This is a genomic window from Centipeda felix, from assembly GCF_900186465.1.
In the GTDB taxonomy this organism is placed as follows: domain Bacteria; phylum Bacillota; class Negativicutes; order Selenomonadales; family Selenomonadaceae; genus Centipeda; species Centipeda felix.
In genome coordinates this window covers 120,649-146,740 of sequence record NZ_LT891958.1, presented here as the reverse complement: position 1 = coordinate 146,740, position 26,092 = coordinate 120,649, and the positions used below count along the sequence as shown (strand labels likewise).

Here is a 26,092-nt window from a genome sequence, read left to right as displayed (position 1 = left end):
ACTTGTGCATCGAAATACCGATCTCTTTTCAAGTCATTACGCCTAAGGAAAATACGACACAGGTATTTGCTGTGGCGAATCTCTTTCGTACGCATACCTTTGACCTCCTCGGCAGTGGCTGGCGCAAAGTATATTATGGCATGGATGCTCATGGTGTCGAGGGGAATGTGTATCCTGCGGGGGATGTAGTCTCTGCTGATCATGAGGGACAGTGGCTATCGGTGCAGATTCCTTCCGCCAACCTTCTCTATGCAAAAAAAGTATGGGCATTGATCGATCGTGGATATGAGCCGATTCCTTGGCAGATGGACTTTAAGTCCGGCTATACGTGGTCGGCGAAGACTTGGTATACAGAGGTCGCCTATGGACATTTACCCGGAGTGGATGTAAAGGTTCCATGGGAGCTTGCCCGTATGCAGCATCTTCCGATGCTTGCTCGCGCATTCCGGATGGTAGAGGACGCGGAGCGTGATGTGTATGCGCGGGAGTTCCGCAATGAAATATTGGATTTTATAGCACTGAATCCACCGCAGTTCGGCGTAAACTGGCGCTGTACGATGGATGTGGGGATCCGTGTTTCAAACTGGCTTGTTGCCTACGATCTGTTTAAGGCGTTTGGCGCTTCGTTTGACGATGGTTTTGAGCGCATCCTTGCCTCGTCTGTGTACGATCATGGAAGACATATCATCCGCAATTTGGAGTATAGTCCTGATCTGCGCTCCAATCATTACCTTTCCGATATCGTAGGACTGCTCTTTGCGGCAGTTCATCTGCCCTCCACGGATGAGACGGATGCGTGGCTTGCTTTTGCGCTCCAAGAGCTTGTGTCGGAGATGGCGCACGAATTCCATGAGGATGGCAGTAATTTTGAGGGGTCAACCAGTTATCATCGGCTCTCAACGGAGCTGATGCTTTACGGTGCGCTATTTGCTGTGCAGATGGATCCGGCACGACGCAATCGAGTGAAGGCTTATAAGTGTTCTCTTCATCATGTGCAGCCGTCACTAAAGCCATTAGAGAGACAGGACTTCGATCTGGATCGCGATGAAATTTTCCCGGAATGGTTCTGGGAACGCCTTGCGAAGGCGCTGCGGTTTACCTCTGATCTCCTGCATGAGGATGGGACGATCCCGCAGATCGGCGATAACGACAGCGGGAGATTTTTGAAGCTGCATCCTGTCTATGATATCGTGAGTGAGCAGGAAGCCGTCGCGAGGTATATGAACCTCAGTTTCCCTGCGCGGGAAAATGCGCTATACTATGACGAGAATATCTTGAACAATGAGCATCTGAACGAGGCATACCATGTTTTGTGTGGTCTTGGCAACAACTCGCCGATCGATTTTGAAATGGCATTCCTTCGATCTCTGGCAAAAAAAATACCCGCAGTTCACCTTGCGGATAATATGCTGCCATCCGATGACTCTGTGTGTGTGAGAGATTTTGTTGATGCATTGCCTGTGGCAGATCTTGATATGCAGAAATATCATTTCCCCAAGCCGAAGGAACTGGTTTCGGCTTTACGTTGTTATCCATATGAGGGGATGGGGCTATATATCTTCAAATCTCCCCATCTTTATATGACCGTGCGTTGTGGTGAGATTGGTCAGAACGGAAACGGCGGCCATGCGCATAACGATCAGCTATCCCTTACCCTACGGATTGACGGAGAAGATATTATCGTCGATCCTGGGACATATCTCTATACGCCGCTGCCCGAACGTCGCAACGAGTTTCGTGCAACGGCGGCTCATTTTACCATTCAGAAGGAAGGTATGGAGCAGAACCCGTGGAATCCAGAGCGGATGGGGCTGTTCTCCATGGCGCACGAGACGACATTTGCAAAGGTATTGCTGCTGACGTCGAACGCCATTGTGATGGAACACAGTGGCTTTGGTGAAAAGGTGTATCGTGTCGTGGAAATCTTGGAGAATGAGGTGCGGATACAGGATTTTGGACGAAATATTACGAAGCCTGTGCCGCATAGATACTTTTCGGGGGGATATGGAAAGTGTACAAGAGTGAGGGGGTAAGAGCTACATGAGGGATGCTACATAAGTATTTTGTTCCGTATTTTTTAGCGAGGGAGTACGGCAGATATTGATTCTATTAGGGAAACTATTACTTGTTGCACTATGTCCGAGTTCGAACCATTTGGTCAAGAACATGGAGCCGAATAACAAGTGGGCTGTTGCTATGGCAGTTTTGTATGTATGGGAGATTATGTCCTTGTCTCAGGTGACGGAGTTCTTGTATTTTCAGTTCTGAGGAATGGTTGCTAGGTGTAAACATGAGGCAAAGTTGAGGAGGGGCAATAAGCCGCAGGGAATGGGGAATAATGGAGGGGTATATAGTAAGTTTGCATTTAGATTAGCTTGTTGAAAGGAATTGGTATGGTTGATAACGGATCAGGTACTCACTAGAAAAAAGATGTATTTACTCTTCTTATATGGGGGGATTACAGCAATATTGATTCTTGGAGTCAGTTATATGTTATTGCCTATAAAAGTTGACTTAATGGGGATACGTGTATATCTTGCTCAATTGTTTTTGCAGGATGGCACACTTGCTGGAATTGCCGACAGTATGTATCAGATTGCAGATTTTCATATAGCGTATTATTTTTATATCGCGCTCTATGGTTTTTTTACGGGACAGATACAGGCAGAGAATATTTATATTCAGCTTCAAACTATAGCTTTCGGTGTCCTGTTTTTGATTCTTCCGTATTGCGTCGTAAAATCATTCCACTCGTTGCGTTTGGTACTCGTTAGCCCTTTTTTGTTTTTTCTTTTGATTTGGCAGTACTTTTTACATGTGTATTATACCGATTACTGGGGGATGGGGTGGGCAATATTTCTCTCATTGCCGTTATTTTTCGTGTTCCTAAAAAAGTGTGATACAACAGCGGCTTTATGGAAAGCATATATTGCTTTATGTATATTGGCTGGAGTAGCGAACATCCCGCGTGCTCATGCAGGAATTGGGATTATTACAGTAGTAATTTTTCTTATGTTGTATAGTATATATCGTAATACGGTTTGGAGTATTTGGCAGAAAGCAATACGGTCTGTAGGTGTAATCTTACTGGCAGGATTTGGATATTTTCTATTTACGTTAATCATTCCGAATGCCTATCTGTCTACGTTTGGATATGATCATACTACGACTGCGACAAAGGAACATAAGTTAGGGGGCTGGCATACGCTATATATTGGCTTGGGCTGGGATAGTCCTATATCTATTTCTCCTAAATTATCATTCTTGGCGAGAGAAAATCCCTATAATATCTTTTTTTCGGATGAGTGTGCGATGCAGGCTGTATCCAGAGTAAACCACATTCCTCCAGCTTCGTATACTAATATTAAGGAACATTTTGAGTATGCGAAAGAGGCGAAAAGAGCCTTTTCTGAAAACTTCACTGTAGGATATTTTGACATACTAAAGAAACTATATCTCACAGCATTTGAAGAGCATCCTCTGTGGTTCATAGGTTCGTATGTAAAAAAGTTCTTTGTATGCGGGTTAATGTTACTGAAAGATACATTTGCCTATATATTCTTTATTGGGGCAGTATACTTTACGATGAGAAAGAAGTATCCCATACGCATAGGAGGCGTTGTCGGCAAAGAACTATATGGAGTCCTAGTTGCACTTATATTTTTGGGCCTATTGCCGGGATTGATTGCTGTTCCATCCCATGTATACTTGTTAGGAAGTATCGCAGCGATCCAGTCGATATGTTTTCTCGTATTGTTAGAGGTGCTTGTATCTACGCCGTTTTTTAGAAAGGATGAACATGTTAATGGATAGTCTTTATATCGTTATCCCCGCATATAATGAATCTGAGACGATTTGACAAGTGATTGATGATTGGTATCCTATTATTGAAGAACATAACGGGGGGGGAAAATCACGTCTCATTATCATTGATGATGGAAGTAAGGATAATACCTATGAAATTATGTTAGAATGTGCAAAAGACAAGCCGCTTTTTACTCCGTTACAAAAGCCTAACAGTGGACATGGTGCAACTGTCCTTTATGGCTATCATTATGCACTTGACCATGGTGCAGACTATGTATTTCAGACGGATTCCGACGGACAAACTCTGCCGAGTGAGTTTGCGCCGTTTTGGGATGTGCGCGAATCGTTTGATATGGTGATCGGGTGGCGAAAGGGAAGAGAAGACGGCCTCTCCCGTATCTTTGTAACGAAGGTATTGAAATATGTTGTTTACCTCTGCTTTGGTGTATTCGTTACGGATGCCAATACGCCGTATCGTCTGATGAAAGCGGATACACTGCGACGATATATTGATATTATCCCCAAGGATTACAATCTATCGAATGTTATTCTATCCGTTATCTATGCACGAAGAAAATGTGCTGTTAAGTATATGCCGATCACTTTCCGTCCGCGTCAAGGTGGGGTTAATTCCATCAATATGAAACGTATTTTCCGGATCGGGAAAAAAGCATTATCTGATTTTCGTGAGATTAATAGGAAGCTCCGATGAGTGCATTAAAGAGCCTATCGCTGAGTCGGCGACAATTATTCCTCTATGCACTCTTTGGTGTCCTTACAACGGTAGTGAATATTGCGGCCTATAGTCTATGTACTCGTGTTTTTGATATTTCAATGCCAATTAGCAATGCTTTTGCGTGGTTTTTTGCCGTCCTGTTTGCTTATTTGACACAACGGTGCTGGGTCTTTGAAACTTCAGCACATACGATATTGTCAGTCATACGTGAGGCAGTATCCTTTTTTGGGTGCCGTGTTTTCACAGGGATTTTGGATATGGGCGTGATGTATATCGGAATTGAGTTGCTGCATGGAGACGATTTAACTGTAAAGTGTGTGGCGAATTTCTTAGTGATATTGGCGAACTACGTTGGGAGCAAATTGATTGTCTTTCATTCAATGACGAAATAAAATGAGATTAAGCGAAGTAGAGAGGTGGATTCTAATGCCGCAATACGATTATCTGGTTGTTGGTGCAGGTCTCTTTGGTGCTGTTTTTGCGCATGAGATGAAAGAGCGTGGGAAACGTGTTCTTGTTGTTGAAAAGCGCAGCCATATTGGTGGTAATGTCTATACAGAAAATATGGATGGCATTGAGGTTCACGCCTATGGAGCGCATATCTTTCATACGAATCAAAAGTCTATCTGGGATTATGTCAATCAATTTGTCTTTATGAAGCCCTTTGTCAACTCTCCTGTTGCGAACTATCAGGGGGAACTTTACTCTCTGCCGTTTAATATGAATACGTTTTATGCTCTGTGGAAAGTACGGACTCCACAAGAGGCTATGGAGAAACTTGCAGAGCAGCGGGCTGAATTTGCAGATGTTGAGCCGAAGAATCTTGCGGAACAGGCGTGTAAGCTCGTGGGGCGTGATATCTACGAGAAATTGATTCGTGGATATACAGAGAAGCAGTGGGGACGTAAAGCAGAAGATCTTCCAGCGTTTATCATCAAGCGGCTTCCTGTTCGCCTAACCTTTGACAACAATTATTTTAATGACACGTTTCAGGGGATTCCGAGTGAGGGATATACTGCTCTTGTTGGGCGTATGCTTGAGGGCATCGATGTGCGTGTGAATGTAGATTTCTTTCATGATCGAGACGAACTCGAAAGACTGGCATCGAAAATTGTTTTTACAGGACGTATTGATCAGTATTTTGACTCCTGTTATGGTGGCTTGGAATATCGCAGCCTCCGCTTTGAAAATGAGCGGCTCTCCGTGGAGAACTATCAGGGTGTCGCTGTTGTCAACTACACGGATGCAGAGACACCGTATACGCGTATTATAGAACATAAGCATTTTTCGCCTGTGGATACGTCATATACAATCATTACGCGTGAATATCCGGAGAATTGGACAGAGGGGCGCGAACCGTATTATCCTGTTAATGATGAAGGGAATATGCGTCGTTACGAAGAGTATCGAAAGCGTGCAGAGGAGACGTGTCCTCGCTTGATCTTGGGAGGGCGTCTTGGAACCTACCGCTATTACAACATGGATCAGGTGATAGAACAGGCATTGGAAGCTGTTCGAATGGAAAACGAATAGGCTTGTTTAATTAGGCATGAAGAATTCTTGTACTCGTCTGCCGCAAGGAGAATAGCGGCTGTTCCCTTTTTTCCGACAATGGTATCGAATTTCCAGTTCCCGAAGGTGTTGCGTTCATTTATGGACATCGGTTTGGCTCGACCATAGATTGTGTCAGGTGCATATTTGTGCTCTATGATACAGGTTTCTACATACTCGATGAACTCCTGTGCCACATGGAATTTAGAAGGCTTTTTACAGTTCTCACTGTTATAAAGTTTTTTACTATTGATTCTGTTTGGTGTGCATGGGGGAATATGATAAATAATGCTTCATTTCTGGATGAGGCATTAAACAAGATATATCATATCCTTGCTCATAAAGTTCATTGGTATCACTATGATGAGCTGACAAAATTGGGAAATCCGCGTCATCCTCTCTATGTTAAATCGGGAAGTGGTTTAAAAACATTCGATATCGATGCATATATGATATTAAGAAAAATGTTGGTGTCGTAAAATAGGTATGAGGATTTTTATAATGAGGTGAATTTTGATGAATTACCGTACAATCAATTTTCCCGAAAATAGCTTATTTCTTGTCACGGGCGGCGCTGGGTTCATAGGCTCGAATCTGGCAGAGGCAATCCTTTCGATGGGGCACAGGGTGCGCGTGCTGGATAATCTGCTGACGGGCTACGAGAAGAATATCGCAGGATTTCGTGACAACCCGAAGTTTGAATTTATCCAGGGGGATATTCGCGATGCCGCGACGTGCAATCGTGCGTGTGAGGGCGTTGACTATGTGCTGCATCAGGCTGCAGAGGTGAGTGTTCCGGAGAGCATCGAGCAGCCGGTCAGCTATACGATGACGAATATCATCGGCACGGTGAATGTGATGGAGGCGGCGGCGAAGCATGGCGTAAAGAAGATGACCTATGCCTCAAGCGCAGCCGTCTACGGCGACGATGAGACGATGCCAAAGCGGGAGGAGATCGTCGGACGGCGGCTCTCAACGTATGCGGTGACGAAATTCGTTGATGAGGAGTATGCGTATCAGTATACGCTGAATTATGGCCTCGACTGCTATGGGATGCGGTACTTCAATGTCTATGGGCGGAGGCAGGATCCGAACGGGGCATATGCGGCGGTGATTCCGAAGTTCATCGAGTGTCTGCTCCGCGATGAGCCGCCGACGATCAACGGCGACGGGGAGCAGTCGCGCGACTTCGTCTATGTCGAGGATGTTGTTCAGGCGAATCTCCTCGCGTGTGTCGCGCCGCATGAGGCGGCGGGCAAGGCGTACAATGTTGCTGCGGGAAAACGGTCGAGCCTCAATGAAATGTATGCCGTACTCAGGAAACTCTTTGGCAAAGATCTGAAGCCTGTCTTTGGACTCGAGCGCAAGGGGGACATCCGGCACAGCGGTGCGGATATTTCGAAGATAAAAAAGAACCTCGGCTATGCACCGGAGTATGATTTCTCACGGGGCATTACCGAGGCGATCCAGTGGTATAAAGAGAATCTGTAGGAATGAAAAGGGCAGTATCGTGTTCCGTGATGGTGGGGAATACGACACTGCCTTTTTGCATTCGCATATCTGCATGGAGGAGGTAAAACGTTTCGTGGAGAGAATATATACCGTGAGAACTAAGGAATCGCTGATAAAATGAAGTCCGTCAGATTGACGTAGATTTTTTCGTCCGAACAAAGAGGCAAACCGGACGCATAGCAGGGCTATGTGGAGGATCGCGGGCACAGTGCGGGCAAAAAAGATGCGTCAAGATGGCGTGGCTGAATTTATCAGTGCTTCCCTAATTACATGGAGTGATAAGGTATGTATGGATTAAATAGTGAACAATGGAAGCAGATCTATCATATCTTAGATGAGCATCGTGACGATATTCGGTGGGTCAAACTTTTTGGATCACGAGCCAGAGGGGATTATCGTGAGACATCTGATGTTGATTTGGCTATTGGGTGTGAGCGTGATCTGAGAGGTGTGTTGAAAGGGGCCTTTGAACAGAGTAGGCTGCCCTATACATTCGATATTGTTCTTTATGACGATCTGGCACATGGAAAATTACGAGATCGAATTGATGCAGAGGGCAGGCTCCTTTTTTGCATTGACAAGGGGAAACGTGTTATGACAGTGGAGCGGATTCATCTGAAATGGGAAAACTATCACCGTGCATTGGGGCGGCTGCAAACTGCGCTTGAAAAAGATGCGGATACGGATGATATGTATTTGGATGCTACGATTCAGCGCTTTGAGTTTTGTTTTGAGCTCGCTTGGAAGCTGATGAAAGTAGTTCTGGAATATGAAGGCAGCGAGGTCAACAGTCCACGCAGTACGATTCGTGAAGCGTGGAAGCAGGGACTCATTGCGGATGCTGAGGCGTGGCTGGATATGATGGAGAAACGAAATCTGTCCGCGCACACGTACGATGAACATAGTGCGTGGGGGATTTATCGGGTAGTCAAGGAGAGATATATTGCTCTTTTGACGGCTCTCGATGCGAAGATGCAGGAGTCCACACACCGTTCTTCGTAATGATCTCTGTGATAAACTCATCATCGGTCACATCGAAGGCGGGGTTATAGACCTTTATTCCCTCGGGCACCATGCGCTCGCTGTACCACATTTCGGCGACTTCGGCGGGGGCTGTTCGATGTGGATGTCGGCGCCGGTGGCGGGGTATGATATGTTTGGTCGAAGAAAGACGTTGTCCTATTATAGAAATGTATGGAGTCCCAAGATGACAGAAGAAGAACTTTTAGAGAAACTGGAATTCGTCCAAGAAATGAAATGTGAAACTCGGACACTGGAGCTGAAAAGTGCTGCAACTTCTTGTCCGAAACGTTTGTATGATACATTGTCCAGCTTCTCGAATCAGGATGATGGCGGTGTCATTATTTTTGGTGTTTCAGAGGAGGAAGGGTATAAAGAGGTTGGCGTATACGACCCCCATGATATACAGAAGAAGATCAATGAGCAATGCTTGCAGATGGAGCCTAAAGTTCGGCCCTTACTTACTGTTGTGATGAAAGATGGAAAGACGTTTGTATCGGCTGAGATTCCAGGGATTGATTTAGCAGAACGTCCTTGCCATTACCAGGGGAAAGGACGCCTGAAATCTTCATATATTCGTGTCGGTGACAGTGATGAGCCGATGACGGAGTACGAGATATATAGTTATGAAGCTTATCGTAAGAAGTATCAAGATGATATTCGTGTGGTTAATCGCGTAAGTTTTTCTGCTCTTAATCGAGATCTGTTGGAAAGCTATGTCAAGGAACTAAAAAGCGGGAGACCGAATTTGTCTCAAATACAGGACGATGATATTTACGAGCTCATGAGTATTCGCCGTGATGGTGAAATAACGCTTAGTGCGGCGTTGATTTTTAGCCCGTATCCGCAAGCATACTTCCCACAGCTTTGTATTACGGCTGTTGTAGTTCCAGGCGTGGAGATGGGCGATACGGGAGAATCTGGAGAGCGCTTTGTAGATAACCAGCGCATTGAAGGGAATATATCCGATTTGCTTGATGGAGCAATTCGATTTGTCAAAAAGAATATGGGGGTAAAAACGGTGATTGATCCTGATACAGGGCGTAGAGAGGATCAACCTGAATATCCTATTACGGCTGTGCGTGAAGCCGTTCTAAATGCTCTAGTGCATCGGGATTACAGTATTCACACGGAAGGTCAATTCATACAAATTCTTATGTTTTCGAATCGTATGGAGATACGTAACCCCGGAGGTCTATATGGGCGAATTCGTGTTGATCAGTTAGGAAAGGTGCAGCCAGATACTAGGAATCCAGTACTGACATCTATTTTGGAATCTTTGCATATAACGGAGAACAGGTACTCTGGAATACCCACGATACGCAGGGAGATGGCACGGGCTGATTTGCCTGAGCCAGAATTTATTGATGATCGTGGAAGCTTTCTGGTGAAACTATACAAAGGAGGAAGGCCCCCGGAAAATAAAGCACGATTTGATGAGTTTGAAAACAGCCTTATCATATTCTGTAAGACGCCTCGAACGAGGAGGGAAATTTGTGATTTCCTAGGGCTCTCATCTGTTACCTATGTCATTAAACGTCACGTAACGCCGCTTGTGAAACGAGGCTTAATCAAGCTCAGTATTCCAGAGAAGCCTACGAGTCCAAAACAGTTATACTATAGTGAATAGGCGAGAGAAAAGAATCAAGAAATGAAACTAAAACTGAAATATCATTTTAGTTTTTAGTTTTGTATTTCTCTTTTTAGTAGAAAACCGAAATATGAAACTAAAAACTGAAATGTTGTTTCGGTTACTTATTTAAGATTCTTGGAAGCATTCCATATCCCATCCTCCGTCACAATCGCCGTCACCAGCTCGTGATCGGTAACGTCGAACGCTGGGTTATACACGTTCACACCCTCGGGAGCCATGCGCTCGCTGTACCACATTTCGGTGACTTCCTCTGCGGGGCGCTGTTCGATGTGGATGTCGGCGCCGGTGGGGGTGTTCATGTCGATGGTGGAGGAAGGGGCGCAGACGTAGAAGGGGATGCCGTAATGTTTGGCGAGTATGGCGACCCCGGAGGTGCCGATTTTGTTCGCTGCATCTCCGTTGGCGGCAACGCGGTCGCAGCCGACGAAGACGGCGTCGATCCAGCCGTTTTTCATGACGGTGGATGCCATGTTGTCGCAGATGAGGGTGACGTCCATGCCAGCCGCACTGAGTTCATACGCGGTGAGGCGCGCGCCCTGGAGTAGGGGGCGTGTCTCGTCGGCAAAGATGCGGAAGTTGTAGCTTTTTTCGTGTCCAAGGTACATGACGGCGGTGGCAGTGCCATATTTGGCGGTGGCGAGCTGGCCTGCGTTGCAGTGAGTGAGGAGTCCGTCGCCAGGCTTTACGAGGGTGAGCGCGTGCTCACCTATTTTTTTGCAGATGTCGATGTCCTCCTGTTTGATGTGGAGCGCTTCATCGCGAAGGAGCCTGCGGATCTCTTGGATGGATTTCCCCGCGTTGGCCTTGACGATGCGCTCCATACGGTTCAGTGCCCATGAGAGATTGACGGCGGTGGGGCGAGAGGAGTTCAGGTAGTCGGACGCCGCGTGAAAGTGGCACGCGAATGTGTCGTAGTCCTCGGTGTCGATTTCGAGTGCGGCGAGGTAGATGCCGATGGCAGCGGCGTCGCCGATGGCAGGTGCACCGCGCACCTGCAGTTCACGGATGGCCGTCCAGATTTCGCCCTGTGTTTTGAGATGGAGGTATTCGGCGCAGTTCGGGAGTTTTGTTTGGTCGATGATGACGAGGGCGCGTTCGCTGTCGTCGAGGGCGACGGTTTCCATATCGAGGATGTTGGTGCTCATTGTATGCCTCCTAAACTGTCGGATACTTCCATTGGGCGAGTTCGTCCGCCGGGATGGTCTCCGGCTCGTGCCCGAGGACGGTGAGGGTGCGGTAGTAGATGTCGGCGAGTTCTTCGACGTAGTTTGCACGCAGGAGAGCTTCCTTGAGATCGGCGGCAACGGCGACGACACCATGTGCCTGCATGAGGGCAACGTCTGCGATGGAGAGGGGGGCGAGGACGTTCTCTGCCGCGGCCTTCGTTCCCGGTCGCCCGTAGGGCGCGACAGGCACGTAACCCTTGCGGCAGCTAAGGAGGGAGAGTTCGTAGACGATGGCAGGGATGGGCTTATTCATGACGGCAAAGGCAGTTGCTGTGCGCGAGTGTGTATGTGCGACAGCGTGCACGTCGCTGCGGTTCCGATAGATGGCGCAGTGCATCATCAGTTCGCTGGTTGGACGCTTTCCGCTGCGCGCTTCGACCGTATGCCCTGCACCGTCGATGACGACGATGTCGTCTGTCTGCATCTCCATGCGGTCCACGCCTGTCGGTGTGATGCAGATATAGCCGCTTTCTGCGTCGCGGATGCTGAAATTGCCCGCGCGGTGCCGGCACAGTCCGTCGCGCTCTGCCTGCTGTGCGCAGCGGAGTACCGTTTCTTTGATCGTTTCCAACATGGCGTTCTCCTCCTTTACGTACAGTCTATATTTTAGCGAAAATTCACGGGATTTTGCAAGTATTTTCCCGCAGAAAATAGTGAAAATGAGTGCCAATCAAAGGATAAATGGTTTGACTTTTATTGGGAATGGTTTATAATATAAAACGTAATGAGCGCGCGGCAGGAAAGCCCTGCGGCGCATGTTGTATAGGGACACACAGGGGGTATTTCAATGGCAGTAAAAGTTGCTATCAATGGATTCGGTCGTATCGGTCGTCTTGCCTTCCGTCAGATGTTCGATGCGCCCGGCTATGAAGTCGTCGCAATCAACGATCTGACGAGCCCGAAGATGCTCGCCCATCTCCTGAAGTATGACTCCACGCAGGGTCGCTATAAGTATGCAGATTCCGTTGAGGCCGGTGAGGACTCCATCACGGTCAACGGCAAGAAGATCAACATCTATGCACAGGCGGATGCAACGCAGATCCCCTGGGGCAAGCATGATGTCGATGTCGTGCTCGAGTGCACGGGTTTCTACACGGCAAAGGCAAAGGCTGAGGCACATATCAAGGCCGGCGCAAAGAAGGTCGTCATCTCCGCTCCTGCGGGCAGCGATCTCCCGACGATCGTCTTCAATGTCAACCACAAGACGCTGACGAAGGCGGACAAGGTTATCTCGGCAGCATCCTGCACGACGAACTGCCTTGCGCCGATGGCAAAGGCACTGAATGATCTCGCTCCGATCAAGAGCGGCATCATGACGACGATCCACGCCTACACGGGCGACCAGATGCCGCTTGACGGCCCGCAGCGCAAGGGCGACCTGCGCCGCAGCCGTGCAGCAGCAGTCAACATCGTCCCGAACTCGACGGGTGCAGCAAAGGCGATCGGCCTTGTCATCCCCGAGCTCAACGGCAAGCTCATCGGCTCGGCACAGCGTGTTCCGACTCCGACGGGTTCGACGACGCTCCTCTACGCGGTGGTCGAGGGCAAGGTCACAGTTGATCAGATCAACGCACAGATGAAGAAGGAGTCGACGGAGTCGTTCGGCTACAATACGGACGAGATCGTCTCCAGCGACATCATCGGCACGACCTATGGCTCGATCTTCGATGCGACGCAGACGATGGTCAGCGATACGGGCGACGGCAATACGCTCGTCCAGGTTGTCTCCTGGTATGACAACGAGAACAGCTACACGAGCCAGATGGTTCGCACGATCAAGTACTTTGCTGAACTCGGCTGATAAGTAAACATTGTTTTCTTGGGTGGGCAGAGGTCTTTTCTGCACTCCCTCAGCATACGATCTTTCGAGGTCCGGCCGATGTTTGGGCCGGACCTCGTTTCTTTTAGGGAGCACTGATCCATTCAGCGATTCCTTTATGGAGGAGACAGCATGAACAAAAAGACAATCAAGGATATCGACGTCAAGGGGAAGAAAGTATTCGTCCGCGTGGACTACAACGTCCCGTTCGATGCCGAGATGAACATCACGAACGATACGCGCATGGTGCGCACACTGCCGACGCTGAACTATCTGCTCGACGGCGGTGCGGCACTCATCATCGCCTGCCACATCGGCCGCCCGACCGAGGCACGCGAGGAGAAGTTCAGCACGAAGCATCTCGTGAAGCATCTCGCGGAGCTCCTCGGCCGCGAGGTCAAGTGGGCATCTGACTGCGTCGGCCCCGAGGCGGAAAAGCTCGCGGCGGCACTGAAGCCGGGGGAGGTGCTGCTTCTCGAGAACCTGCGCTATCACAAGGAAGAGAAGAAGAACGACCCTGCCTTCGCAAAGCAGCTCGCGTCGCTCGCCGATGTCGCTGTGGACGATGCGTTCGGTGTCGCGCATCGTGCGCATGCATCGAATGCGGGCGTGCCGAAGTACATTGAAACAGTTGCGGGCTTTCTGATGGAGAAGGAGATCAACTACATCGGCAAGACGCTTGAGACGCCGCAGCATCCGTTCGTTGCGATCATCGGCGGGGCGAAGGTCTCCGACAAGATCGGCGTCATCAGCAATATGATCGAGAAGGTCGACACGATCATTATCGGCGGCGGCATGGCACACACCTTTGATGCGGCGAAGGGGCTGCCGATCGGCGACTCCCTCTGCGAGCCGGATAAGATGGATCTCGCACGTGACCTCCTCAAGAAGGCGGAGGCAAAGGGGGTCAAGGTTGTCCTTCCGCTCGACGTTGCCGCTGCGAATATGTTCCCGCTCGCCGACGAGGCAAAGTGGAAGGCCGAGGGCAAGGTCAAGATCGTCGACGTCGACCAGGTTGAAAATGGCTGGCAGGCGCTCGACAGCGGTCCGAAGACCTCCGAGGAGTACGTCAATGCGCTGAAGGGCGCAAAGACGATCATCTGGAACGGACCGATGGGCGTCTTTGAGTGCGACGAGTTTGCAAAGGGCACACTGGCAGTGGCAAAGGCGGTTGCGGATGCGACCGAGGCCGGTGCGACGAGCATCGTCGGCGGCGGCGACTCCATCGCGGCGCTCAAGAAGACGGGGCTGACGGACAAGATCTCCCACGTCTCGACGGGCGGCGGCGCGACGCTTGAGTTCCTTGAGGGCAAGGAGATGCCGGGCATCGCGGCCATCGCAGACAAGTAAGAACATCTACGTTTGATACAGAAGGAGAAAACTATGGCACGGACTCCGATTATCGCCGGAAACTGGAAAATGAACAACACGATCGCAGCGGGTGTTTCGCTCGTCAAGGAGCTCATCCCGCTCGTTAAGGATGCAAAGGCCACGGTCGTCGCCTGCCCGACAGCAACGGCACTCGCCGCTGTCGCCGATGCGGTCAAGGGAACGAACATCCACATTGGTGCGCAGAATGTGCACTGGGAGAAGAGCGGCGCCTATACGGGCGAGATCTCGACAGATATGCTGAAGGAGATCGGCGCAGACTACGTCATCCTCGGACACAGCGAGCGCCGCGACTACTTCGGTGAGACGGATGAGGGCGTCAACAAGCGTGCCCGTGCTGCATACGCGGCAGGCATCACGCCGATCATCTGCTGCGGCGAGTCGCTTGCGGTCCGTGAGGCAGGCAAGTACATTGAGCACGTCGTTGCGCAGATCAACGCCGCGCTCGAGGGCTTTACGGCAGATGAGGCGGGAAAGCTTGTCATCGCCTACGAGCCAATCTGGGCGATCGGCACGGGCAAGACGGCGAGCTTCGAGCAGGCTGAGGAGGTCTGCAGGGCGATCCGCGAGGCAGTCGCGAAGAAGTTCAATGCGCAGACAGCCGACGCGATCCGTATTCAGTACGGCGGCAGTGTCAAGCCGGCGACGATCAAGGATCTCATGAAGCAGCCGAATGTCGACGGTGCACTTGTCGGCGGCGCTTCGCTGAAGGCACAGGATTTCGCGGCAATCGTGAATTTCTGATGATCGTACCCTCATTTTGTATGGCGTGGATTTTCCGCTCGGCGGGAATGAAGCGCCATACGAGTTTTGAGCAAAAGCTCTTAGAAAGATGTCAATATTATGGCAAAACTAAAGAACGCACCTGTTGCACTCATCATCATGGACGGATTCGGCGATGGCGATCCAAACGATCTGAAGTACAATGCCATTGCGATAGCAAAGACGCCTGTGCTCGATGGCCTGATGAAGGAGTTCCGTCATACGGAAATCCAGGCATCTGGTGAGTACGTCGGTCTGCCGGACGGTCAGATGGGCAACTCTGAGGTCGGCCACACGAATATCGGCGCAGGGCGCATCGTCTATCAGCAGCTTACGCGCATCACGCGTGACATCAAGAACGGTGACTTTTTCAAGAACAAGGCGCTGCTCACCATCGTGCGCGGGGTCAAGGAGCACGGTGGTGCGCTGCATGTCATGGGCCTGGTTTCTCCGGGCGGCGTGCACAGCCACGATGATCATCTTTTCGCCGTGCTCGAACTCGCGAAGCGCGAGGGACTGACCGAGGTCTGGATTCATGCCTTCCTCGACGGGCGCGACGTGCCGCCCAAGAGCGCACAGGAGTATCTCGAGGCGGTCGAGAAAAAGGCGGCGGAGATCGGCGTCGGCAAGATCGCTACGGTCAGCGGGCGTTACTACGCTATGGATCGCGACAAGCGCTGGGAGCGTGAGCAGCTCGCCTATGAGGCGATTGCCCACGCCAAGGCAAAGACGGTGGCGAAAACCGCTGTGGCAGGACTGCTCGCATCGTACGCGGATACGAGCGAGAAGCCCGAGGGCGTGACGGATGAGTTCGTCGTGCCGTTCGTGGTCGAGGGCTATCACGGCATGAAGAACGGCGACGGCGCGATTTTCTACAATTTCCGTCCCGACCGTGCGCGTCAGCTGACGCATGCCTTTGTCGATGCAAAGTTCGACGGCTTTGCGCGCGACGAATCGCTGAAAATTCCCTTTGCGACATTCTCGGAGTACGAGGCAGGGATGAACGCACTCGTGGCGTTCCCGCCCGAGGAGATCGACAACACCTTTGGCCAGTATGTGCAGGATCTCGGTTATACCCAGCTGCGCATCGCGGAGACGGAGAAGTACGCACACGTTACATTCTTCTTCAACGGCGGCGTCGAGCAGCCGTACAAGGGCGAGGACCGCATTCTCGTGCATTCCCCGAAGGTGGCGACCTATGATCTGCAGCCTGAGATGAGCGCGATCGAGGTCACGGACAAGGTCGTCGAGGCGATCAAGTCCCGCAAGTATGACTTCATCATCCTCAACTATGCCAACTGCGACATGGTCGGACATACGGGGGTTGTCCCGGCAGTTGTCAAGGCGGTCGAGACGGTGGATACCTGCGTTGGGCGTTTCGTTGATGCCATCCGCGAGGTCGGCGGTGAGGTCTGTATTACCGCAGATCATGGAAATGCAGACAAGATGTGGGACTACGACAACAATCAGCCGTTTACGAAGCACACGACGAACCCCGTACCGTTCATCGTCGTTTCTGACCGCGTGAAGGACATCCACAAGGGCGCGCTCTGTGATATTGCACCGACTCTCCTCACACTCGCAGGTCTTGCGATTCCGAAGGAGATGACGGGCAAACCGCTCATAACGCTGAAGTAAGATCGTTTTGTTTGAAAGGACGGGTGCGTATGCACCTGTCTTTTTCGTTTGAAAGAAAGCGGGCGGAATGGTATACTAAATCTATTCATTTCATGATCGGAGGTCTTTATGCTGCGATTTTTGGTGCTTCTGCGTGCCATGCGGCGCAATATTGCCCTGCTGCTCTACGCGATGCTGCAGCGCGATACGCCGCGCGCCGTGAAATTTCTCTTTCCGCTTTCACTGCTTTATCTTATCAGCCCGATTGATATTATCCCGGATACGATTCCTCTATTCGGTGCAATGGATGATATGGTGATTCTCCCTGCGGCGACGTCGCTGCTGATCCGTATGCTGCCCGCGCATACGCGCATGGAGGGTGAACGCCGTGTGGAGCGCTACGGCACGTGGCTGCTTGTAGGGGCCTCTGTGCTCATGCTCCTGTGGATTGTCATCTTTGTTTGGGCACTCGTGAAGGTGCTTTCGTGAGGCTCTATATTGCGGAGAAGCCGAGCGTCGGCCGCGCGCTTGCCGTATGTCTTCCTGCGCCGCACCGCAAAGGCTCCGGATGGATTGAGACGGGCGGCGGCGTGGTGACGTGGCTCTTTGGTCACGTGCTGCGTCAGGCTGAGCCCGAGGAGTACGATCCTGCGCTGAAACGCTGGCGCGCGGAGGATCTGCCGATCCTGCCGAAGGAGTGGCATCTCGTTGTCAATGAGAGCGCGGCGCAGCAGTTCGCGGTGGTGAAAGGGCTGATCACGCGTGCCGATGAGATCGTGCATGCCGGCGACCCTGATCGAGAGGGCCAGCTCTTGGTGGATGAGGTGCTGGACTTCCTCGGCAATACAAAGCCCGTGCGCCGTATTCTCATCAATGCACTTGACGATAAGAGCATTCACGATGCGCTGAATGATCTGCGCGACAACGAGGATTTCCTTCCGCTGAAGCTCTCGGCACTTGCACGGGCGCGTGCGGACTGGCTCATCGGGATGAATCTCTCACGCGCCTATACGCTCGCGGCGCGGCGAGCCGGGCATGCGCGGCTCGTCCTGCCCATCGGGAGGGTCAAGACGCCGACGCTGGCACTCGTGGTGCGGCGGGAGCGCGAGATCGAGCACTTTACGCCCGCGACCTACTATCTTGTCGATGCACTGTTCCGCACAGAGGCAGGGGAGTCCTTTCGTGCGCGGTGGAAACCGTCGGAGGAGCGTACGCCGCTCGATCCTGAGGGGCGCCTCGTGGATCGGGCAGCAGCAGATGCTGCTGCGGCGTCATTCGGCGAGCCGCCCGCAGACGGCGTGGTGACGAAGTATGAGCGCAAAAAAAAGGAGGAGCCGCCGCCGCTGCCCTTTTCGCTCTCGGCACTGCAGGTGCTCGCAGGCAAACGCTACGGCTATGAACCTCAGCAGGTGCTCGATACGGCACAGAAGCTGTACGAGGAAAAACTGACCAGCTATCCGCGCTCGGATGCAGAGTATCTGCCCGTGAGTCAGCACAAGGATGCGGCAAAGATTCTCGGCAACCTTGCCGCGCTCTCTGATACGCCGCTTGCGGGGTGGGCACGGGCGGCCGATGCCGCGCAGAAGTCGCGCGCGTGGAACGACGCAAAGATTTCGGCACATCATGCGATCATCCCGACAACCGTGCCCGTGAACCTCGCGCGGCTCACAGCGGTGGAGCGCAATATCTACGAGCTGATCGCGCGTGCCTACATTGCGCAGTTCTGTCCGAACTATGTCTACGATCAGACGAAGGCAGAAGTGACGCATCACGGTGAGACGTTCACGGCGCGCGGACGTACGGAACGTACGGCGGGATGGCGCACGATGTACCGTGCGGGGAAGAATGAGTCCGAGGATGCGGAGAAGGAGGACGAGGAGGACGAGGAGAGTACGGTACTCCCGCCGATGAAAAAGGGCGACGCGGCGGCGTTCGTCTCGGCAGAGACGAAGGAGCGGCAGACAAAGCCGCCCGCACGGTTTACGCCCGCGACGCTCCTCCAGGGGATGAAGGAGATTCACAAGTACGTCAAGGACGAGGCGGCGAAAAAGATGCTGCGCGATGTGTCCGGCATTGGGACGGAGGCGACGCGTGCGAGCATCATCGAGGATCTCATCCGCCGCAAATTCCTCCATGCTGCGGGAAAGAAGAAGGTGCTGACGCCGACGGCGGAGGCATATCTCCTTATCGACGCGCTGCCCGATACGATGACGTATCCCGATGCGACGGCGATCTGGGAGGATCAGCTGCACGCGATGGCGGACGGCGTGGGGACGCCCGAGGAATTCCTCGCGGGGCAGGCGGCATTCGCACGTGATCTCTGCGAAGCGGCACGGACGGCGCAGATCACGGGAGGCGAGGGGATACCATGTCCTGCCTGCGGGCGCGGCGTCATGCTGAAACGCAAGGGAAAGCACGGCGATTTTTGGGGCTGCTCGGCGTTCCCGCAGTGCCGCATGACGGCGGATGATGCGGGCGGCAAGCCGAACTTTGCGGGACGGCGTGTGCCGCGCGGTTCTGCGGACGGGATGGGGGCACATCCCCCTGCCGCCGCGATGACGGCGCGCCGCAGCTACACACCGACGGCAGATGAGCAGGCGGAGATGGATGCGCTGTTTTTTGACCAGTAAGGTGAGCCTCCTCTGTCGCTCATGGCGCCCCCACCACCGCAAGCGGTCCCCCCCGCAGCGGCGGGGGAGGCTTTGGGAAACGCGGACTGCCAAGCGAATGCGCTAAGATGGCTGTGTCGAATTTATCCGTGTTTCCCTAACATTTAGATCTGGTTTGCAGGAGGATACGATGGACTTTACATCACTTGGCGTGCCCGAGCCGCTCGCGGCGGCACTGGCTGCGCGCGGCATCACGGAGCCGACGGAGATCCAGCGGGAGGTGATTCCTGCCGCGTGCACAGGCGAGAACCTGATCGGCGAGGCTCCGACGGGGACGGGCAAGACGCTCGCCTACCTCCTGCCCGCACTCATGCGCATTGACCCCGCCGTGCGCGCGGCACAGGTACTCGTTCTCGCACCGACGCATGAGCTCGCGATGCAGATCGCGGGCGCCGCGCGGGATCTTATTCAGGCGGCAGGGCTCTCTGTCAGCGTGCAGGCCCTCATCGGCGGGGCGAATGTACAGCGGCAGATCGACGCGCTGAAGAAAAAGCCGGCGCTCATCGTCGGCTCTGCGCCGCGCATCGTGGAGCTGCACCGCCTCCGCAAACTGAAACTGCAGGAGGTGCGCCTCTGTGTGCTCGATGAGTTCGACCGCCTCCTCGACAAGCAGCACAGTGCGGAGGTGCGTGCCGTTCTGCACCTCCTGCCCCGTGAGCGGCAGATGCTCCTCCTCTCGGCGACAGCGGCTGTGGCGGCTGTGCATGCGGCAGAGGAACTCTGCGCACTGCGCATCATCCGTGCGGCAGTGCAGGAGACGACGTGTGAAAACTACTATCATATTGTGCCGTTTCGTGATAAAATAAAGGCTGTGCAGAAATTGGCGCGCCGCCTGCCGATTCGGCGGGGACTGGTCTTTGTCGGGCGCAGCTTTGACGCAGAAAAAGCGGCAGAGAAGCTGCAGTACGAAGGCATTCGTGTTGCCGCCCTGCTCGGCGGCGAGCGGCGCGATCAGCGGCGCGCCGCTCTCAATGCAATCCGCACGGGGCGTGTACAGCTTCTCATCTCCACCGATCTTGCTGCGCGCGGCCTGGATATCGAGGATGTGGACTATGTCGTTCAGGTCGATTTGCCCGAGGACGTGCGCACCTATCGTCACCGTGCAGGACGGACGGCACGCGCGGGCAAGGAGGGCACAGTCATCTCGCTTGTCGATGCGAAGGAAGTGGAGCGGCTGAAAGCCCTCGCTGTCCGCATGAAACTTGATTTGAAAAAGATCAATTGATGTTCCTTCCCAAAGGAGGCCTTGACTCGTGGACATATTGCCCACACTACTCGATTTACTGCTCGTTGTCTTTCTGATTTTCATGAATGGGTTCTTCGTCGCGGCAGAGTTCTGCTGTGTCAAAATCCGTCCGTCACGTCTGGAGACCCTGATCGCCGAGGGCGTCAGCCGTGCAAAGTACGCGAAGCAGCTGACCGATCATCTCGATTCCTCGCTGTCTGTGACACAGCTTGGCATCACGCTTGCTTCACTTGGCCTCGGCTGGGTGGGTGAGCCGGCGATTGCCGTGCTGATCCTGCCTGTCACGCAGAGTGTCGGACTCCCTGATGAGGTCGGGCACACGGTCGCGCTCGCGATCGCCTTTACGCTCATCACCTCGCTCCATATCGTGCTCGGCGAGCTGACGCCGAAGTCCATGGCCATCGCCAACGTGGAGCGCATTCTTCTCGCGATTTCCTTTCCCATGGTACTTTTTGGCCGCGTGATGCGCCCCTTTGTCTGGGTGCTCAACACGGTGGCCAATCATATCAGCCGCAAGCTCGGCTACGAGGCCAAAGGCGAAAACGAGGATGCCCATACGGAGGAGGAGATTCGCCTCCTGATGAAGGAGAGTTATCGTCAGGGGCTCATCAACAGCACGGAGGCGGACTTTGTTGACAAGGTGTTCTCCTTTACGGAACTGAATGCACGTGAAATCATGGTGCCGCGCACGGATATGATCTGTCTCTATCTGGATGACTCGCCCGCCGACCGCATCAAGACTATCATCGAGGAGCAGCAGACGCGCTATCCTGTCTGCTACGAGGACAAGGATCACATCATCGGCTTTATCCATGTGAAAGATCTCCTGCCGCCGCTCATGCGCGGGGAGCGGCTGAATCTGCGCCGCTACATCCGCAAGGCACTCATCGTACCCGAGAGCATGGACGGCAGTATCCTCCTGCGCACGATGCAGGAGCAGGGCTCGCAGCTGGCTATCGTCGTCGATGAGTACGGCGGAACGGCGGGCATGGTGACCGTCGAGGACATCATCGAGCAGATTGTCGGCGACATCCGCGACGAGTTCGACGTCGAGCGCGAAAGCGTCGAGTGGCGCGGGCTCGATATCTGCTCCATCGACGCAAAGCTGCTGCTCGAGGAGGTCGACGATCTCCTCGGCGTCTGCATCGTGGATGAGGATGTGGACAGTATCGGCGGCTGGCTCTATGACCAGCTCGGCGAGGCACCGCGCGTCGGGCAGATGGCGGCGCATGCGGGCGCACTCCTCTATGTGGAGGAGGTAGAGGGCATCCGCATTACACGCGTACTGCTGCGTATGCCGCATACGATGCTCGTGGTACAGGAGCTCCCGGCCGCCAGCGGGGAGAAGTGACGGAATCCGCATGGCGGTGCGGATACATTTCGCTTGCCACGTTTGCGTTCTCTGTGTTATGATTACAAAATATCGTTCGTTTTAAGAAGGAAGGGGCTTTTTCTTGCTCACGCTTTTAATGGTACTGGATGCAATCGTCGCGATCATCCTCATCGCGTCTGTGCTCGGACAGGAGGCAAAGTCTGCCGGCATGGGCGGCTTGGACGGCGGCGAGGATACGGTGTTCTCGGGCAAGGCACGCGGCATGGACGCGCTGCTCGCACGCGTGACCGTCGTGTTCGCGATACTGTTCGGGGTGATTACGATCATTATCGCGCGGTTGTCGAGCTGACCGTATCCGTGCAGGAGCCCTGCTGCCGCTCTGCGGGGCAGGGCTTTATTTTGGGATGCATGGAATCATTTTGTGAAAGGGGGATACGTCATGCATTTACTGGGCGCAGAGCCTTTTTTTCTGCCGGGCGGACGGCATGGTGTCCTCCTCATTCACGGATTTACTGGGCTTCCCGCTGAGCTGCGACTCATGGGGGAGTACCTTCATGCGCGCGGCTTTACGGTGCTCGCCATACGACTTGCGGGGCACGGGACGACAGCAGAGGATCTCAGCCGTACGGAGCATGAGGACTGGATGGACTCTGTGCGTGACGGCTACGCGATTCTGCGTGGTGCGTGTGACGACATCGCCGTCGTGGGGCACTCGATGGGGGCGATCTTTGCCCTGTTGCTTTCGGTCGAGGCGGAGGTCACCTGTGTTGTGAGCCTCGGTGCGCCACTGATCATTGCGCGTGAGCAGGGGATCGAGCATCTGCCGACGCGCGCGGCGAGCGTCGGCCGCTATGTGCCGAAGGCGCGCCGCAAACTGGAGAACGTCCCGCAGGGAGCGAACAACACCTATCGGCGTATGCCGCTCGTCTCCGTCCATGAGATGATGGATGTGATCGCCGCTGCCCGCAGCGAGCTGGGCAAGGTGCGCGCGCCGCTCCTGATCGTCCACGGAGCGCGTGACCATACGGCGGATCCAAAGAGTGCCGAGGAGCTGCGCGCACACGTGGCAAGCACGGACTGTGAGACGGTGATTCTCCCTGATGCGGGGCATCTGCTTCCGCTTGACGAGGGGGTCAGGGAACGCGTATTTGAGCGCACGGCAGATTTTTTGGAGAAGGCTGTGCAGGGAAGAAGATCGTAGAAACGAAAAAAGAGGAAAATATGGAACAGGAACAACTGGATACGCTCAAGGAGAGGGTCTACGCCTTTATGCGGGAGGACGCCTATCGCCCGCTGCCTGAGGCGGAGCTGCGTACGGGGCTGGGGCTCCCGGAGAGCGAAGGGAAGGAGCTCTCCGATGCTCTTGCCGCGCTTGAGGCCGAGGGTGCGGTCATCCGCAACCGCAGCGGCCTTTACGGGCTGCCGAGCCGCATGAATCTCGTGGTGGGGCGGCTCTCCATGTCGCCGAAGGGGTTCGGCTTCATCATCCCCGATGTGCGTGAGACGGAGGAGGAGACGGATGTCTTTGTCCCCGGCAGTGCGATGGGGACGGCGATGCACGGTGACCGCGTGGTCGCACGCGTCACGCCGTCCGAGCAGCCGGGACGCGCGCGTGAGGGGGAGATCATCCGCATCCTCGAGCGCGTCAATACGCATATTGTCGGCACGTTCGAGCGCAGCAAGGCGTTCGGCTTTGTCACACCCGACAGCACGAAGATCGGGCGCGATGTCTTTGTGCTGAAAAAGGACTTTGGCGGGGCAAAGACGGGCAGCAAGGTCGTCGTCGAGATCACGAAGTGGCCGGAGCAGCGCAGGAGCGCTGAGGGACGCGTCGTCGAGGTGCTCGGCAAGACGGGTGACCCCGGCGTGGACGTGCTTGCTGTCATGCGCGCCTACGATCTCGATGAGAAGTTCCCGCCCGATGTTGCAGAGGCGGCGGCGCACTGCCCGAAGGATCCGCTTCCCGAGGAGTATGCAGGGCGGCGGGATCGACGTGATTTCCCCATCGTCACGATTGACGGCGAGGATACGAAGGACATCGACGACGGTGTCTACGCCTATGAGAAGGACGGCGGGTTCTTCCTCGGCGTCTACATTGCCGATGTCAGCCACTATGTCCGTGCGGGCGAGCCGCTCGATCGTGAGGCAGCGCGGCGCGGGACGAGCGTCTATCTCGTCGACCGCGTGATTCCGATGCTCCCGAAGGAGCTGTCGAACGGAATCTGCAGCCTGAACGAGGGCGTAGATCGTCTCTCAATGGCGTGCGAGATGGAGATCGGCATGGACGGCGAGGTCAAGAACTATGAGATCGTGCCGTGCGTGATCCATGTTGCGCGCCGCCTAACCTATACGCTCGTCAACCGCGTCCTTGCCGGTGATGAGCCGTTCGTCTCGGACAACGGCGACATCCGCCCGATGCTTGAGACGCTTCGCCGTCTGCGCGAGGTGCTGCGTGCCAAGCGTCATCGGCGCGGCTCGATTGACTTTGAGCTGCCCGAGGTCAAGGTAAAGCTCGATGCCGATGGACATCCTGTCGCGCTCGAAAAGCGTACAGGCTCGATTGGCGAGTCCATCATCGAGGAGTGCATGCTCGCGGCAAATGAGACCGTGGCGCGTCACATGGAGCTGAAGGAAGAGCCGTTCGTCTACCGCGTGCATGAGACGCCCACCTCTGAGAAGATCGAGCGTCTGCAGAGCCTCCTCGCCGCGCTCGGCCTGCGCCTCCATGTCGATGAGGACGGCAAGGTGCGCCCCTCCGACATCCAGCAGGTGCTCGACCGCGTTAAGGGACAGCCCGAGGAGCGCATCATCGGGGCGGTCGCCCTGCGTTCGATGCAGCAGGCGCGCTATTCGACGGCGAGCCTTGGGCACTTTGGCCTTGCGGCGCGCTACTATACGCATTTTACCTCGCCGATCCGACGCTATCCCGACCTCCTCGTGCATCGTCTCCTCCGCGAGACGTTTGCCACGGGACATATCGCGGCGGAGAAACGCGAGCGTCTGCGTGCGCTCCTCCCCGAGGCGGCGGAGCACTCCTCAGCGCGTGAGCGCATTGCCATCGAGGCGGAGCGCGAGACGACCGATATGAAAAAGATCGAGTACATGGCGCAGTTCGTGGGCGAGACCTACGAGGGTGTCATCAGCGGCGTGACGGCGTTCGGCATCTTCGTCGAGCTCGAGAATGGCGTCGAGGGGCTGGTCCACGTCTCGACCATGGTCAACGATTACTATACCTACGTCGAGGATCAGTATGCGATGGTGGGCGAGCGCACGGGCACGCGCTACCGCCTCGGCGATACGGTGACCATCATCATCACGCGCGCCGACGTACAGGCGCGGACGCTCGACTTCGTCCTGAAGGACAACGGCGTCTACGACCCGAACGCGGCCGCTCCTGCGAAACGCGGCGCTGCCCCGCGCCCCGCGAAGAAGGATGCGGGGGCAGAGCAGACGCGCGACGGACGGCAAGCCGGCCTCGTGGCACAGTGAGCGCGGCGGAAAGCCAAACGCAGACCGCCCGCCACGCGGCGGGCGCAGCGAGAGCCGTCGTGACGATGAGCGCAGTGGACGCGACTATCACCGCGTCAAGGTGACGGGGCTCAACAGTGCGGTCTGGCCCGATCCGCCGGGCTACCGCAGCCGGAGTGAGGAGCCGGAGCGGACGGAGAAGCCGCGCCGTGCGCCGCGCCCCGCACGCCGCATGAACCGCAAGACGGAGGGCGGCACGCGAGGCACCGAATGAGGAACATCA

22 protein-coding genes and 1 pseudogene are annotated in these 26,092 nt (G+C 54.2%); 20 read left to right on the top strand and 3 right to left on the bottom strand.

Features of this window, described 5'->3' with window-relative positions; genetic code table 11:
- Positions 1–71 precede the first annotated feature (71 nt).
- The 7 genes from C1713_RS05060 to C1713_RS05020 all read left to right on the top strand — a co-directional run bounded on the left by C1713_RS05060 (position 72) and on the right by C1713_RS05020 (position 8,608).
- Positions 72–2,033 carry an alginate lyase family protein gene (locus C1713_RS05060; protein ID WP_245870991.1) on the top strand — a complete coding sequence of 654 codons (1,962 nt, stop codon included), beginning with the start codon at positions 72–74 and terminating at the stop codon, positions 2,031–2,033.
- Between the two features lie 364 nt (positions 2,034–2,397).
- Entirely contained in the window at positions 2,398–3,813 is a 1,416-nt protein-coding gene (locus C1713_RS05055; protein WP_102493237.1) for a hypothetical protein, read from the top strand.
- A gap of 49 nt (positions 3,814–3,862) precedes the next feature.
- A complete protein-coding gene (locus tag C1713_RS05050; protein ID WP_212669092.1) occupies positions 3,863–4,519 on the top strand; it encodes a glycosyltransferase family 2 protein in 657 nt (218 codons plus the stop codon).
- Positions 4,516–4,935, top strand: a complete 420-nt coding sequence (locus C1713_RS05045; RefSeq protein ID WP_009754066.1) for a GtrA family protein — start codon at positions 4,516–4,518, stop codon at positions 4,933–4,935. Before C1713_RS05050 ends, C1713_RS05045 begins: the two co-directional genes overlap by 4 nt.
- 34 nt (positions 4,936–4,969) lie before the next feature.
- Positions 4,970–6,076, top strand: coding sequence for a UDP-galactopyranose mutase (glf, locus tag C1713_RS05040; protein WP_170950777.1), 1,107 nt, complete (start codon positions 4,970–4,972; stop codon positions 6,074–6,076).
- A 534-nt stretch (positions 6,077–6,610) separates the two neighbouring features.
- Positions 6,611–7,585: an SDR family oxidoreductase gene (locus tag C1713_RS05030; protein ID WP_102493234.1), complete on the top strand. Its 975-nt coding sequence runs from the start codon at positions 6,611–6,613 to the stop codon at positions 7,583–7,585.
- Positions 7,586–7,891: 306 nt separating this feature from the next.
- Complete coding sequence (locus C1713_RS05020; RefSeq protein ID WP_009754078.1) at positions 7,892–8,608, top strand: HI0074 family nucleotidyltransferase substrate-binding subunit; 717 nt, start codon at positions 7,892–7,894, stop codon at positions 8,606–8,608.
- Here the strand turns inward: C1713_RS05020 and C1713_RS12610 are convergent.
- Positions 8,535–8,746: pseudogene (locus tag C1713_RS12610) on the bottom strand (hypothetical protein); the annotation flags it as partial. The gene C1713_RS05020 and the pseudogene C1713_RS12610 overlap by 74 nt on opposite strands.
- Before the next feature lie 67 nt (positions 8,747–8,813).
- Between C1713_RS12610 and C1713_RS05010 the strand changes: the two are divergent.
- Positions 8,814–10,256 (top strand): ATP-binding protein, encoded by a 1,443-nt coding sequence (locus C1713_RS05010; RefSeq protein ID WP_039981747.1) that lies wholly within the window; start codon positions 8,814–8,816, stop codon positions 10,254–10,256.
- 125 nt (positions 10,257–10,381) lie between these two features.
- On the opposite strand, the gene mtnA is transcribed toward C1713_RS05010, so the two are convergent.
- Both mtnA and C1713_RS05000 read right to left on the bottom strand, forming a co-directional pair.
- Positions 10,382–11,425: an S-methyl-5-thioribose-1-phosphate isomerase gene (mtnA, locus tag C1713_RS05005; RefSeq protein ID WP_102493233.1), complete on the bottom strand. Its 1,044-nt coding sequence runs from the start codon at positions 11,423–11,425 to the stop codon at positions 10,382–10,384.
- 10 nt (positions 11,426–11,435) lie between these two features.
- The gene (locus tag C1713_RS05000) at positions 11,436–12,080 is read right to left on the bottom strand and encodes a class II aldolase/adducin family protein (protein WP_039981412.1); all 645 of its coding nucleotides are present in this window, start codon (positions 12,078–12,080) and stop codon (positions 11,436–11,438) included.
- A gap of 213 nt (positions 12,081–12,293) precedes the next feature.
- On the opposite strand from C1713_RS05000, the gene gap reads away from it, so the two are divergent.
- The 12 genes from gap (at position 12,294) to C1713_RS12365 (ending at position 26,083) form a co-directional block, all read left to right on the top strand.
- Entirely contained in the window at positions 12,294–13,307 is a 1,014-nt protein-coding gene (gap, locus tag C1713_RS04995) for a type I glyceraldehyde-3-phosphate dehydrogenase (RefSeq protein WP_102493232.1), read from the top strand.
- A gap of 150 nt (positions 13,308–13,457) precedes the next feature.
- A complete protein-coding gene (locus C1713_RS04990) occupies positions 13,458–14,675 on the top strand; it encodes a phosphoglycerate kinase (RefSeq protein ID WP_050341305.1) in 1,218 nt (405 codons plus the stop codon).
- Positions 14,676–14,708: 33 nt separating this feature from the next.
- Complete coding sequence (gene tpiA / locus C1713_RS04985) at positions 14,709–15,458, top strand: triose-phosphate isomerase (RefSeq protein WP_102493231.1); 750 nt, start codon at positions 14,709–14,711, stop codon at positions 15,456–15,458.
- Positions 15,459–15,557: 99 nt separating this feature from the next.
- Positions 15,558–17,114, top strand: coding sequence for a 2,3-bisphosphoglycerate-independent phosphoglycerate mutase (gene gpmI / locus C1713_RS04980; protein WP_102493230.1), 1,557 nt, complete (start codon positions 15,558–15,560; stop codon positions 17,112–17,114).
- A 108-nt stretch (positions 17,115–17,222) separates the two neighbouring features.
- The gene (locus C1713_RS04975) at positions 17,223–17,582 is read left to right on the top strand and encodes a YkvA family protein (RefSeq protein ID WP_102493229.1); all 360 of its coding nucleotides are present in this window, start codon (positions 17,223–17,225) and stop codon (positions 17,580–17,582) included.
- Positions 17,579–19,723 (top strand): DNA topoisomerase III, encoded by a 2,145-nt coding sequence (locus tag C1713_RS04970; protein ID WP_102493228.1) that lies wholly within the window; start codon positions 17,579–17,581, stop codon positions 19,721–19,723. The genes C1713_RS04975 and C1713_RS04970 overlap by 4 nt, the downstream gene beginning before the upstream one ends.
- A gap of 169 nt (positions 19,724–19,892) precedes the next feature.
- A complete protein-coding gene (locus tag C1713_RS04965) occupies positions 19,893–20,987 on the top strand; it encodes a DEAD/DEAH box helicase (RefSeq protein WP_102493227.1) in 1,095 nt (364 codons plus the stop codon).
- Positions 20,988–21,015: 28 nt separating this feature from the next.
- The gene (locus C1713_RS04960; protein ID WP_102493226.1) at positions 21,016–22,359 is read left to right on the top strand and encodes a hemolysin family protein; all 1,344 of its coding nucleotides are present in this window, start codon (positions 21,016–21,018) and stop codon (positions 22,357–22,359) included.
- Positions 22,360–22,477: 118 nt separating this feature from the next.
- Entirely contained in the window at positions 22,478–22,690 is a 213-nt protein-coding gene (gene secG / locus C1713_RS04955) for a preprotein translocase subunit SecG (protein ID WP_039981420.1), read from the top strand.
- 90 nt (positions 22,691–22,780) lie between these two features.
- Complete coding sequence (locus tag C1713_RS04950) at positions 22,781–23,542, top strand: alpha/beta hydrolase (RefSeq protein ID WP_102493225.1); 762 nt, start codon at positions 22,781–22,783, stop codon at positions 23,540–23,542.
- A 20-nt stretch (positions 23,543–23,562) separates the two neighbouring features.
- Complete coding sequence (rnr, locus tag C1713_RS04945; RefSeq protein WP_245870990.1) at positions 23,563–25,830, top strand: ribonuclease R; 2,268 nt, start codon at positions 23,563–23,565, stop codon at positions 25,828–25,830.
- The gene (locus C1713_RS12365) at positions 25,775–26,083 is read left to right on the top strand and encodes a hypothetical protein (protein WP_245870989.1); all 309 of its coding nucleotides are present in this window, start codon (positions 25,775–25,777) and stop codon (positions 26,081–26,083) included. Before rnr ends, C1713_RS12365 begins: the two co-directional genes overlap by 56 nt.
- Positions 26,084–26,092: the final 9 nt, after the last annotated feature.